The sequence below is a fragment of the Bradyrhizobium sp. USDA 3256 genome (genome assembly GCF_054058275.1).
Map to the genome: position 1 here is coordinate 7,796,511 of NZ_JBSSAE010000002.1, position 12,258 is coordinate 7,808,768.

Annotated in this window: 9 protein-coding genes; 5 read left to right on the forward strand and 4 right to left on the reverse strand. The window is 65.7% G+C overall.

Annotated features, from left to right (window positions below; translation table 11 throughout):
* Nucleotides 1-62: 62 nt before the first annotated feature.
* The 3 genes from pheT to ACVWY5_RS38750 all read left to right on the forward strand — a co-directional run bounded on the left by pheT (nt 63) and on the right by ACVWY5_RS38750 (nt 4,438).
* The gene (pheT, locus tag ACVWY5_RS38740) at nt 63-2,471 is read left to right on the forward strand and encodes a phenylalanine--tRNA ligase subunit beta (protein WP_028335745.1); all 2,409 of its coding nucleotides are present in this window, start codon (nt 63-65) and stop codon (nt 2,469-2,471) included.
* Between the two features lie 210 nt (nt 2,472-2,681).
* Entirely contained in the window at nt 2,682-3,458 is a 777-nt protein-coding gene (locus ACVWY5_RS38745; protein WP_028335746.1) for a sulfite exporter TauE/SafE family protein, read from the forward strand.
* 35 nt (nt 3,459-3,493) lie between these two features.
* The gene (locus ACVWY5_RS38750) at nt 3,494-4,438 is read left to right on the forward strand and encodes an MBL fold metallo-hydrolase (protein ID WP_028335747.1); all 945 of its coding nucleotides are present in this window, start codon (nt 3,494-3,496) and stop codon (nt 4,436-4,438) included.
* Between the two features lie 268 nt (nt 4,439-4,706).
* On the opposite strand, the gene ACVWY5_RS38755 is transcribed toward ACVWY5_RS38750, so the two are convergent.
* A complete protein-coding gene (locus ACVWY5_RS38755; RefSeq protein ID WP_028335748.1) occupies nt 4,707-6,116 on the reverse strand; it encodes an FAD-dependent oxidoreductase in 1,410 nt (469 codons plus the stop codon).
* 199 nt (nt 6,117-6,315) lie between these two features.
* Here ACVWY5_RS38755 and ACVWY5_RS38760 point away from each other — a divergent pair, with 199 nt between their 5' ends.
* Nucleotides 6,316-7,197 (forward strand): YiiX/YebB-like N1pC/P60 family cysteine hydrolase, encoded by an 882-nt coding sequence (locus ACVWY5_RS38760; protein ID WP_244978478.1) that lies wholly within the window; start codon nt 6,316-6,318, stop codon nt 7,195-7,197.
* 3 nt (nt 7,198-7,200) lie between these two features.
* Here ACVWY5_RS38760 and ACVWY5_RS38765 read toward each other — a convergent pair whose 3' ends face one another.
* Nucleotides 7,201-9,291: a TonB-dependent receptor domain-containing protein gene (locus ACVWY5_RS38765; protein ID WP_080667155.1), complete on the reverse strand. Its 2,091-nt coding sequence runs from the start codon at nt 9,289-9,291 to the stop codon at nt 7,201-7,203.
* A gap of 257 nt (nt 9,292-9,548) precedes the next feature.
* Here ACVWY5_RS38765 and nikR point away from each other — a divergent pair, with 257 nt between their 5' ends.
* The gene (nikR, locus tag ACVWY5_RS38770; RefSeq protein WP_028335750.1) at nt 9,549-9,986 is read left to right on the forward strand and encodes a nickel-responsive transcriptional regulator NikR; all 438 of its coding nucleotides are present in this window, start codon (nt 9,549-9,551) and stop codon (nt 9,984-9,986) included.
* 104 nt (nt 9,987-10,090) lie between these two features.
* On the opposite strand, the gene ACVWY5_RS38775 is transcribed toward nikR, so the two are convergent.
* Together ACVWY5_RS38775 and ACVWY5_RS38780 are read right to left on the reverse strand one after the other, a co-directional pair.
* Nucleotides 10,091-11,038, reverse strand: coding sequence for a hydroxymethylglutaryl-CoA lyase (locus ACVWY5_RS38775; protein WP_028335751.1), 948 nt, complete (start codon nt 11,036-11,038; stop codon nt 10,091-10,093).
* Between the two features lie 7 nt (nt 11,039-11,045).
* Complete coding sequence (locus ACVWY5_RS38780) at nt 11,046-12,215, reverse strand: CoA transferase (protein ID WP_028335752.1); 1,170 nt, start codon at nt 12,213-12,215, stop codon at nt 11,046-11,048.
* Between the last annotated feature and the right edge of the window lie 43 nt (nt 12,216-12,258).

The following is a 12,258-nucleotide window of genomic DNA, read 5'->3' on the forward strand; positions in this document are numbered from 1 at the left end:
CGTTGCGGAGCGAGCGATCAAGATAACCTAGTCAACACCAACAAGAACCGAGGCATGCAGCCGTGAAGTTCACCCTCTCCTGGCTGAAGGAACATCTCGAGACCGACGAGCCGCTCGACAAGCTCGCTGACAAGCTCACCATGATCGGGCTCGAGGTCGAGAACATCGAGGACAAGGCGAAGGCGCTGGCGCCGTTCACCATCGCGCGTGTGATCTCGGCCGAGCAGCATCCGAATGCGGACCGGCTGCGCGTGTGCATGGTCGACACCGGCGACGGCGGCGCGCCGGTGCAGGTGGTGTGCGGCGCGCCGAATGCGCGTGCCGGGCTGATCAGCGTGTTCTCGCCGCCCGGCACCTACATCCCCGGCAAGAACATCACGCTCGGCGTCGGCACTATCAGAGGCGTCGAGAGCCGCGGCATGCTGTGCTCGGCGGCGGAATTGCATATCTCGGAAGACCATGACGGCATCATGGAGCTGCCGGCGGACGCGCCGCTCGGCAAGGGCTATGCCGACTGGGCCGGGCTCGGCGATCCCACCATCGAGATCAACTTGACGCCGAACCGGCAGGACTGCACCGGCGTGCACGGCATCGCGCGCGATCTCTCCGCCGCCGACATGGGCAAGTTCAGGGATCCCGGCATCAAGCCGGTCAAGGGCGAATTCCGCTGTCCGGTCGAGGTGAAGGTGGAAGACGCCACGCTGTGTCCGGGCTTCGCGCTGCGCCTGGTGCGCGGCGTGAAGAACGGCCCGTCGCCGGAATGGCTGCAGAAGCGGCTGACCTCGATCGGGCTGCGCCCGATCAACGCGCTGGTCGACATCACCAACTTCATGACCTACGACCGCGCCCGCCCGCTGCACGTGTTCGACGCCAAGAAGGTGCAGGGCAACCTCACCGTCCGCCGCGCCAAGGACGGCGAGACGCTGCTCGCGCTCGACGGCCGCACCTACACGCTCGACAGCAACATCTGCGTGATTGCCGATGAGCACGGCGTCGAATCGCTCGCCGGCATCATGGGCGGCGAGGCCTCGGGCTGCGACGACAACACGACCGACGTGCTGATCGAATCGGCGCTCTGGAACGAGATCAACATCGCGCAGACCGGCCGCAAGCTCGGCATCAATTCGGACGCGCGCTATCGCTTCGAGCGCGGCGTCGATCCGGCCTTCATGGTGCCCGGGCTCGAGCTCGCGACCAAGCTGGTGCTGGAGCTGTGCGGCGGCACGCCGTCCGACAACGTCGTGGTCGGCAAGCAGTTCGGCGAGGATCGCGTCATCGACTTCCCGCTCAGCGAAGTGAAGCGCCTCGCCGGCATCGAGGTGCCGCTGGTCGAGGTGAAGCTGATCCTCACCCGGCTCGGCTTCATGCTGGCCGGCAACGGGCCCGTGGTGAAGATCGCGATCCCGTCCTGGCGCACCGACGTGCACGGCAAGGCCGACATCGTCGAGGAGATCGTGCGCATCGTCGGCGTCGACAAGGTGCCGATGACGCCGTTCGAGCGCGGCGAGGAGCCGCGCAAGCCGGTGCTGACGCCGATGCAGCTGCGCACCCGCCGCGCCAAGCGCGCGCTCGGCGTGCGCGGCATGGTGGAAGCCGTGACCTGGTCGTTCATCACCAATGACGCGGCAAAACTGTTCGGCGGCGGCCAGAGCGAGCTCGTGCTCGCCAACCCGATCGCGGCCGATCTCTCCGACATGCGGCCGAGCCTGCTGCCCGGCCTCGTCGCGGCGGTTCAGGCCAACATCAACCGCGGCTATCCTGACGTGGCGCTGTTCGAGGTCGGCCAGGTCTTCCGCGGCGACCGTCCGGAGGACCAGCTGGTCGCCGCCTCCGGCGTGCGTCATGGCTTCGCCTCGTCGAAGGGGATCGGACGGCACTGGACCGGCTCGGCGGCGGCGGATGCGATGGATGCCAAGGCCGACGCTTTCGCCGTGCTGGCGGCCGCCGGCGCGCCGATGCAGGCGCTGCAGATCGTCCCCGGCGGTCCGGCCTGGCTGCATCCGGGGCGCTCCGGCACCATCCAGATCGGCCCGCAGAATGTGCTCGGCACTTTCGGCGAGCTGCATCCGCGTGCGGCCGAGGCGCTCGGCGCCGACGGCCCGATGATCGTGTTCGAGGTGATCCTCGAGCGCATCCCGCAGGGCAAGCAGCGGGCGACGCGTGCCAAGCCGGTGCTGGAGCTCTCGGCATTCCAGCCGGTGTCGCGCGACTTCGCCTTCATCGTCGATCGCAGCGTCAAGGCGGGCGATATCGTCCGCGCGGCGCAGAATGTCGACAAGAAGCTGATCACCGATGTGACCGTGTTCGACGTCTACGAAGGCAAGGGCATCGACCCCGACAAGAAGTCGATCGCGATCGCGGTGACGATCCAGCCGCGCGAGAAGACCATGACCGACCAGGAGATCGACGCCGTCGCGGCCAAGGTCGTCGCCGAGGTGACCAAGAAGACCGGCGGCACGCTGCGCGGGTGATGCTCCTCTCCCTCTCCCCGTTCTTACGGGGTCGAGACGAGCGTAGCTCGCTCTTAGAGGGTTGGGGTGAGGGGCTCGTCCCGCAGACACGGTGAACACGGAGCTCGCGGAGACCCCCCTCACCCGAAATTCAAGCTCCGCTTGAATTTCGACCTCTCCCCGCAAGCGGGGCGAGGTGAAAAACACGGATCACCCCGCGCACGCCCTCCCATGACCTCCTTCTCCCTGATCCCCTCCGACATCTCGACCAGCATCGCGCTCGCGATCTGTGCGATCGCCTTCGTGTCGGGCACGGCGCGCGGCTTCTCGGGCTTCGGCTCGGCGCTGATCTTCATGCCGCTCGCGAGCAGCGTCGCGGCGCCGCGGCTGGTGGCGGCGCTGCTGCTCGTCATCGACTTCATCGCCGCCACGCCGCTGCTGCCGAACGCCTGGACCCATGCCGACCGCAAGGCGACCGCGGTCATGGTCGCCGGCGCGCTGGTCGGCGTCCCTATCGGCACCTATTTCCTGACCGTGCTCGAGCCTGTCACGACGCGCTGGATCATCTCCTGCTTCGTCGCGGCGCTGCTCGCACTGCTGCTGTCGGGCTGGCGCCATCACGGCAAGGAGCACGTCGCCCTCTCCGTTGGCGTCGGCGGCCTCTCCGGATTTTGCAGCGGCCTCGCGCAGACCGGTGGACCGCCGATCGTCGCCTACTGGCTGGGCCGCCCGATCTCGTCGGTGATCTCGCGCGCCAATATCGTGCTGTTCTTCGGCGCCTCGGACTTCTTCTCGCTGGTCAGCTACTGGTTCACCGGCTTGATCACGATCGAATCGGTCAAGTTCTCGCTGATCGTCGGCCCGATCTACGGCATCGGCGTCTGGTTCGGCGCCGCGCTGTTCGGCAAGGCGAGCGAAAAGGTGTTTCGCGCGATCTGCTACGCGCTGATCGCGGCGGCCGTCATCGTCGGCCTACCGGCGCTTGATGGCATCCTGCGCGGCAGCTAGGGTCGCAGCACTCAAAAGAGACTAGGGAGACACCGATGATCGATCGCCGCAACGCATTGAAACTGGCGCTCGGCAGCGCCGCCGTGCTCGCGGCGCCTCACGTGCGCGCGCAAACCGACAAGGCGCGGACCCGCATCGTGTTCCTCGGTACCAAGGGCGGGCCACGCGTCGGCAACGGCGCTTCGAACCCCGCCAATCTCGTCGTCGTCAACGACACCCCGTTCGTGATCGATTGCGGCATGGGCGTCAGCCGCCAGCTTGTGCGCGCGGGCGTGCCGATCCCGCAGCTCAAGTACATCTTCATCAGCCACCATCATTCCGATCACAATCTGGAATACGGCAATCTGTTCTACAACGCCTGGGCGGCCGGCCTCTCGACGCCGATCCATTCGTTCGGCCCCAAGGGCATCGAGGCGATGACCAAAGAATACTGGGAGCTGAACAAGTTCGACGTCGAGACCCGGATCGAGGACGAAGGCCGCCCGGACCCGCGCAAGCTGCTGATCGCGAAAGACATCAGCGACGACGGCGTGGTGCTGAAGACATCGGATGTCACCGTCACCGCGTTCCGCACGCCGCACCCGCCGATCACGGATAACTTCGCCTACAAGTTCGAGACCCCGGACGGCACCATCGTGTTCTCCAGCGACACCGCCTACAACCCGAAGCTCGCCGAGTTTGCCAAGGGCGTCGACGTACTGGTGCACGAATGTCTTTACGTCCCCGCGGTCGACCGTCTGGTTGCCACGACCAAGAACGGCGCCACGTTGAAGAAGCATCTGCTCGACAGCCACACCTCGACCGAGGATGTCGGCCGCATCGCAGCCGCCGCCGGCGTGAAGACGCTGGTGCTCAGTCACTTCGTCCCCGGCGACGATCGGCAGGTCACCGATGATGACTGGACGAGGGACGTGAAGAAGAACTATTCCGGCCGCATCGTGGTGGCCAAGGATCTGATGGAGCTGAAGCTGCCGGTGTGATCGGACAAATCATGTCACGAGAATGCGGATGTGTGACCACCGGCCGCGCAACATCTTCGGTGTCGTCCCAGCGAACGCAGGGACCCATAACCACGAATAGTTATTGCTGAACGATGGTGGAACGACGAGTCCCGATCACAACATTTGCCGCGGCGTATGGGTCCCTGCTTTCGCAGGGACGACACCTGTTGTGCGGCAGCACTCGCCACCAAATCACCGCACACACCACGGTAGGCCGACCACGCTCAACCGTCTCCTCTCACGATCATCAATTCATCGCCCCGGAGCGAGGCGACGTGCGGCGCTTGTGTTTTGCGGCGGGCGCTGCGGGCGCCGGTGTCGCTTCCTTCGCCCCGCCGATCCTGCGCAGCGCGGCGTCGGCGGCGCGCTCGCCGCTGTCCCAGGCGCCGTCGATCGTGCCCCACAGCGTTTCGTGGGTGGCCTCGCCCGCGAGATACATCGCGCCGATCGGCTCGGCCAGGATCCGGCGCGAGAATTGTGCGCCGGGTGCAGCGGCCGACATCGCGCCCATAATGAAGGGCTGTGCATTCCAACGCGTCGCGCTGGTCTTCTTCACGGCGGCGCCGACCTCGCTGCCATAGAGCTTGGTCAGCCATTCCGCCGCGAAAGCCGACATCGCCTGCTCGCCCTGCGCCGACAGGTCGCGGCCGAACGAGCCCGCGACGTCGATCGTGCACAGCGAGGAGCCCGCGATATTGCCGTAGAGTAGCGCCGTCTTGGTCGAATTGCTCTGCTCGATGATGACGTCATCGCGCGACAGCCCGAGCGGATTGCCGGGAATCTGCAGCGCGATGCGATCGTAGCTGCCGAGGCTGAGCTTGGCGGCGGCATCGAGCGTGCGCTTCGGAAGCTCCGGTGCGAACTTGATGTTGCCGCTCGCAAGCACGTTGCTCGACACGGTGACGATGGCGGCGCGCGCGGTGATCTTGCCGGAGGGCGTCTCGACCATGACGTCGCGATTGCTCCACAGGATACGCTGCGCCGGCGTCGACAGCGCCAGCGGCAGCCCCTCGCCGAGCTTTGCGATCAGTGCACCGAGCCCCTGCCGGCAGGCGATCGCGGTGTTGCGATCCTGCGCACGCACCTTGTCGACGGCGGAAAGATCCTTCAGATCCTTGCCGCAGAAATTGGGCCCGAGCAGGAATTCCGCGGTGCCGGCCCAATCGCCGAGGTCCTTCGGCATCGCCGCGGCGCAGGCGATATCGGCCTTGCGCGCAGCGTCGTCGATGGCGCGATTGGCGCGCACCAGCGCCGCCAAAAACTCCTCAGTCTCGCCGGGACGGGCGTAGCGCCGGCCGATGCGAATCTTTTGCCCCGCAGGCGCCGTGACGATGTCGAGACCCGCGGAGCGGGCCAGCCGGATCATCGGATTGGTTTCGGGATTGTGCATCCAGCGCGCGCCGCGGTCGAACGGCACGCCGAATGTCGACGCGTCGGTCTGGCAGCGACCGCCGACCTGGCCCGCCGCCTCCACCACGATCACCTTGCGGTTGGCGGCAACGATCCGGCGCGCCGCAGCGATGCCTGCGGCCCCTGCACCGATCACGACGACGTCGGCCTCGCGCGGCGGCGGCGCCGCAAGCACCCGGCCGCCCAGCGCGGGCACCAGCGCGAAAGCCGCGGACGCCGACAGGAAATCGCGGCGGGTCACTGTCATGACATAGCTTCTGGCATGGTTTCCGGGGACTTGCGGAGAACGGGAACGCTTCGCGAACTGTGCCGCATCTCACCGACCGCAGCAACCATCATGGTAAATCAATCATGATTGATCCGCCGATGGCATGAACTAAATTGCAACAGCTTGCGACCATGATTAAGTGAAACACAAGCGGTCATAGAACCGCTTCGGGGAATCCATGGGCCTAATGCTCGATACCGTCGGTAAATGGATCGCGGGGTACCTGCAGAAGGAAGTCCCCGGTTACGAGCCGTTCACGCCGAGCGACCCGGACCATCTGCGGAGCATCATGCAGCCCGGCGACGTGCTGCTCGTCGAAGGCAACAACCGGATTTCGGGCATCATCAAATACCTCACGCAGTCGACCTGGTCGCACGCGGCGCTGTTTGTCGGACCGATCGACGGCGCGTTCGAGCCGGACGGCGAACAGCATGTGCTGATCGAGGCCAATATCGGCGAGGGCGTGACCTCCGCGCCGCTGTCGAAATATCTCGCCTATCACACCCGCCTCTGCCGTCCGGTCGGCCTGTCGTTCGAGGACCGCACCACAGTGTGCCGCTACGCCATCAACCGCATCGGCTTCGGCTACGACACCAAGAACATCGTCGATCTCGCGCGCTATCTGTTTCCGCTGCCGATCCCGCAGCGCTGGCGCCGCCGCATGATCGCGTTCGGCTCCGGCGATCCGACCAAGATCATCTGCTCGGCGCTGATCGCCCAGGCGTTCGACGCCGTGCGCTATCCGATCCTGCCCAAGATCACGCGCGCCGCCAGTCGCAAGGCGCGACGCGAGATCCTGCATATCCGCGATTCCTCGCTCTACATGCCGCGCGACTTCGACATCTCGCCCTATTTCGAAGTCGTCAAACCCACCATCGTGCACGGTTTCGACTACACGGCCCTGCACTGGGCCGACAAGCAGAAGCCGCTCCAGGAGGTGGCGGGCGAATTCGGTGTGTTTCCAGAACGTAAGTCGCCGCCGCTTGTTCCTGAAGCGACTGACGAAGAGACGGCGCTTCCGGCTGCGGAAATGACCGCCGAAGGTCGCGCGCCGGTGTGACGATCAGAATGTTGCCGCAAGCGTCAGCCGAACGGCAAGCGGCTCGGCAGGATGCACATGGCGGTCGGCGACGCCATCGATCGGTTCGCCCGGCAGCCGCGACAGATAGTAGTATTCGATCTGGTTGGTTTGCGCGTTGAAGAGATTGAGGACGTCGAGCTGCAGCCGCATCCCGTTGTCGAATTTGTAGCCGGCGCGGGCGTTGACGATGAATGACGATAGCGAGCGCACGCTGTCGTCCTCGATCAGCGGGCGCGGGCCGAAATAGCGGGCGCGCAGGCTGCCGAACCAGCCGGTGTCGCGGCCGAAGGTGACGCCGCCGCTGGCAACCCACGCTGGCGCACCCGGAATGAAATCGCCGGCCGGATCGACATCCGTGAAGCGGCCGCGGGTATAGGCGAGATCGAAATCGAGGCTCATCCACGGCAAGAGCTTGTACTGGTTGGTCCACTCGACGCCGACCCGCCGGCTCGGCCGGCTCGGCTCCGTGGTGCCGGCATCGCCGACGAACAGCAGTTCGGAATCGAAGTCGAGCACGAACACGGCGAGCGACGAGGTGAGACCGTCGATCGCCCTGGTGCGGATACCGAGCTCGGCGCCCTTCGAGCGCACCAGCAGCGGCACGCGATCGAGCGGCGTCACCTTGTCATTGGGATCGACGGTGATGGTCGCGCCCCTGATATCGTTGGAGTGCAGGCCGAAGCCGGCATTGCCGTAGAACTCGGTTTTGTACCATGGACCAAGCACCATGCCGGCCTTCGGGCTCGTCAGCGCCGCCTGCGCGTTGCCGGAATTCTGCGGCGTGTCGCTCAGCACGTGGCCGGCGAAATAATCCTCGCGAATGCCGACCGTGGTGCGCAGCCAGTCGGTCCAGCGCGCGGTGCTGTCGGCCCACAGCGCGACACTGCCTTCCTGGACCTGATCATTGCGCACCGTGGACAGGATCTCGCGCTGCACGGTCTTGAACAGGCCGACATTGATGTCGTCGTAGCGGGTCTGCACGCCGACCCGCGTCTGGGTATCGATGCCGGCGACGCGGACATCGACGGCGTGGCTGGCATCAAGGCCGTAGACGGTACGCCTGTCGGTCTGGCTGAACTGGTCGCCATTGACGGGGTCATCGAGGAAATAGGTGAAATCGTTGTAGAGCTGCAGCGACGAGCGGATCACATAGGCGTTGAGCTTGGTCTGCCCGTAGTCGCTCGACTGCGCCCAATTGCTCGACAGGCTGAAGCGGCTGGCGGTGCCGCCATCGGTCGGATTGAGCGTGCCATAACGGCCGATCAGGCCCTGGTCGATCGCACGTTGCGCGATCTGGTCGGTCGAATTCCAGCCATTGGAATAGGCCATCGCGGTCAGCGAGAAGCCGTCGGTTGCGGTGCCCTGACTGTAGCGCAGCACGCCGTTGAGCTTGCGAATGTCGTCGGGCACGTCCCACGGGCCGTTGTATTTGTTGGCCTCGAAGGCAGCGAGCAGCGTTCCGTCGCCGACGTGCGTCGAGCCCGCGGCCAGCGCGCGCTGATAGCCGAAGCTGCCGGCGGTCAGTTCCACGATGTTCTTCGAAAGCCTGTCGAGATAGTTGATGTCGACGGCACCAGCGGAGGCGAAATCGCCCTTGTCCGCATAGTACGGGCCCTTGCGGACATCCATCGATTGGATGAGTTCCGGGATCAGGAAGTTGATGTCGGCATAGCCCTGGCCGTGACCATGGGTCGGCATGTTGACCGGCATGCCGTCGACGGTGATGGCGAGATCGGTGCCGTGATCGAGATTGAAGCCGCGCAGAAAATATTGATTGGCTTTGCCCTCGCCGGAATGCTGGGTGACGATCAGGCCCGGCACCGCTTCAAGAACTTCGCCGACGCGCGAGATCGGCCGCGCGTTCACTTCGTCGCCGCTGATCTGCAGCGCGCTGGCCGCGGTCGGCTGCAGAGTGGACGCAGGTACGGTCGCCGAGCCGCCGGTAATGCCGCTGGTCGCAGCGGTGGATTGGCGCGGTTGCGGTGCTACCGGCTTGCGGCCGGTGGCGGCATGGCGCGGACGTTGCGACGGCTTGGCGTGTTTGGGCGAGGCCTGGTCGGGCGACGTCACCATGACCGGCGGCAACTGCTCGGTCGTGGCGGCGACGGTCTGCGCTTCGGCGACCGGCGCGAATGCTGCAATGGATGCGGCGGCGGAAAATATCCGCCATGCAGTACGACGCAACGCCCATGCCCTCGCATGATACCTGTTACAGTCACGCGACGACCGCACCAGTCCAACCAACCCGGCAAAGCAACGCTAGCAAGCACAGTATGACGTTACAAGAAAAATGTCATACCGCCAGGCAATCGAGCCACCACGGATAATCCATGCAACGCATCACCATCACCATCGAGGATGATCTGCTCGCGGAGATCGACGCCGCCGCCGAGGCGCGCGGCTATCAGAACCGCTCCGAGATCATCCGCGATCTCGCACGCGCCGGCCTGCAGCAGAGCGCGGAGACCGCGCCGTCAGGACAATGCGTCGCCGCGCTGGTCTATGTCTACGACCACGCCGCGCGCGATCTGTCGAAGCGGCTGGTGCAGAGTTTCCACGGCCATCACGACCTGTCGCTGGCGACGCTGCATGTGCATCTCGACGACGACAGCTGCATGGAGGTGACGGCGCTGAAGGGTGCCAGCAGCGAGGTCCGCCACCTCGCCGATCACGTCATCGCCGAACGCGGCGTTCGTTACGGCCGCGTCGTGATGATCCCGACCGCGCCGGACAAGAAGCCGCGCAAGCGAGCGCATCGGCACGATTGAGGTTTCGTAGCCCGGATGAAGCGCAGCGCAATCCGGGGCCCTGGTGCCGCGAACGAAGTGTCCCGGATTGCGCTTCGCTCCATCCGGGCTACGAAACGAATACGCTACGCCGCCCTCGCCTTGGTGCCACGCGGCAGGCCGGCGCGGGCGAGGCCGCCATAGAGCGCCTCGTTCGGCATCTCCGATTTCAGGATCGCGCGCACCTCGACCAGGCGATCGAGATCGATGCCGGTCGGAAATCCCTTGCTCTCGCAGAGGAAGACGAGGTCCTCGAACACGACATTGCCGGTGGCGCCCGGCGCGAACGGACAGCCGCCGAGACCGCCGAGCGAGCCGTCGAGCACCCGGGCGCCCTCATCGAGCGCGGCGGAAGCATTCGCGATGCCCATGCCGCGGGTGTCGTGCAGATGGACGCAGACCGGCTTCGATCCCGCGATCTTCACCGCGCCCCGCGTCAGCTCGCCGACCTGCTTCGGCCCGGCATAACCCACCGTGTCGGCAATCGCGACCATGTCGACGCCGACCTCGTAGAGCTTCTCGGTAAGGCGCAGCACCTCGTTCGGATCGACGGCGCCGACGATCGAGCAGCCCAGTGCCATCGAGATCGCGGCATTGACCAGCGGCTTGTGCGCGCTGGCGTCGCGCAACTCGCAGAGCCGCCTGATGTTCTCGATCGCCGATTCGCGCGAGCGGTTGGCATTGGCCTGGCTGTGCTCCTCGGTCGCCGATACCACCGAGGCGATCTCGGCGACGCCGGTGGCCAGCGCCTCGTTGACCCCGCGTTCGTTCAGCGCCAGCGCGACGCCGTGCGCGCCGGGCAGCGCGGCGATGGTGGCGACCACGTCGCGGACATCGACGAATTGCGGGAAGGTCTTGGCCGGCAGGAACGAGCCGACCTCGAAATGGCGTACGCCGGCGGCGTATTCATCGCGCACCCAGCGCTGTTTCGCCGCGGTCGACGGGAACGTCTTCACGAGCTGCAGCCCGTCGCGCAGGCCGACTTCGCGCAGGCTCACCTTGTCGCTCGGATAGATATCGTGGACGCGGGTCATGTCAGCCTCACGCAGCGTTTCCGGTTGATGAAATTTTCTGTTGTGCGAGCTCGGCGCGCACCGCCTCGGTATCGGCGCCAAGCACCGGCACCTTCAGGCCTTCGCCGATATTGCGGCCGTTCCATTCGAGCGGCAGCGCGGGGACGCGAAACGACTTGCCGTCGGCGTTCAAATTGTTGACCAGCCCGCCGGGACGCAGCACATGCGGATCCTGCAGCAGATCCTCCGGCCGGTTGATCGGCGAGAAGCAGATGTTGAGCGCATCGAGCCGCGCCGAGAGGTCCGCCACATTCCAGCCCTTGATCACCGCGGCAACGCGCGGAATGATCCGGTCGCGCGCCATGATGCGGTCCGTGGTCGAGCGCAGCGTCGGATCGTCAGCGAATTCCGTGAGGCCGAACTCGCGGCAGAAGCTCTGCCAATGACCTTCGGTGACGACGCCGATGAAGATGCGATCGCCGCCGGCGGCATCGAAGATGTCGTAGATCGGCCAGGCATGCTCGCGTTCCGGCATCGAGCGCGGCTTGCGGCCGGTCATCTCGTACTCGACCATGTGCTGGGCGACCAGGAACAGGCAGTTCTCGAACAGGCCGATGCGGATGTCGGCGCCATCAGCCTTGCCGCCGCGCTTCTGATAGAGCGCGGCGAGGATCGAGATCACCCCGAACATGCCGCCCATGATGTCGTTGGCGGAGGACCCGACGCGCTGCGGCTTTTCGCGCGTGCCGGTCATCGCCGCGAGCCCCGACATCATCTGCACGACCTCATCGAGCGCCGGGCGATGATCGTAGGGACCGGACAGAAAGCCCTTGTGGCCGGCGATGATCAGCTGCGGATATTTTTGGCGAAGCTCTTCGGCGCCAAGCCCCTGCTTGTCGAGCTGGCCGTCGCGGAAATTCTCCAGGAACACGTCGGCGCTGGCGAGCAGCCGGTGCATGGTGTCGCGGTCCTCGGGCTTGGCGAAGTCGAGCACGATGCTGCGCTTGCCGCGGTTGAACAGCGGGAAGAACGAGACCCCCATGCCGCCGAGCGAACGGGTCTTGTCGCCGGCGGGCGGTTCGACCTTGATCACCTCGGCGCCGAGTTGCGCCAGGATCATGCCGCAGGTCGGCCCCATCACCATGTGGGTCATCTCGACGACCCTCACGCCTTCCAGCGGCAGTCCGTTCCCGGTCATCGGTTTCTCCGTGCTCGTTGCGCTCTTGTTCTGACGCGTTTCT

What these genes read in the sequence shown, in the direction of transcription:
- ACVWY5_RS38760 (WP_244978478.1), top strand. Translation starts at nt 6,316, where the DNA reads ATGGGCCTAATGCTCGATACCGTCGGTAAATGGATCGCGGGGTACCTG.
- ACVWY5_RS38780 (WP_028335752.1), bottom strand. Translation starts at nt 12,215, where the DNA reads ATGACCGGGAACGGACTGCCGCTGGAAGGCGTGAGGGTCGTCGAGATG.
- ACVWY5_RS38765 (WP_080667155.1), bottom strand. Translation starts at nt 9,291, where the DNA reads ATGGTGACGTCGCCCGACCAGGCCTCGCCCAAACACGCCAAGCCGTCG.
- nikR (WP_028335750.1), top strand. Translation starts at nt 9,549, where the DNA reads ATGCAACGCATCACCATCACCATCGAGGATGATCTGCTCGCGGAGATC.
- ACVWY5_RS38750 (WP_028335747.1), top strand. Translation starts at nt 3,494, where the DNA reads ATGATCGATCGCCGCAACGCATTGAAACTGGCGCTCGGCAGCGCCGCC.
- ACVWY5_RS38775 (WP_028335751.1), bottom strand. Translation starts at nt 11,038, where the DNA reads ATGACCCGCGTCCACGATATCTATCCGAGCGACAAGGTGAGCCTGCGC.
- ACVWY5_RS38745 (WP_028335746.1), top strand. Translation starts at nt 2,682, where the DNA reads ATGACCTCCTTCTCCCTGATCCCCTCCGACATCTCGACCAGCATCGCG.
- ACVWY5_RS38755 (WP_028335748.1), bottom strand. Translation starts at nt 6,116, where the DNA reads ATGACAGTGACCCGCCGCGATTTCCTGTCGGCGTCCGCGGCTTTCGCG.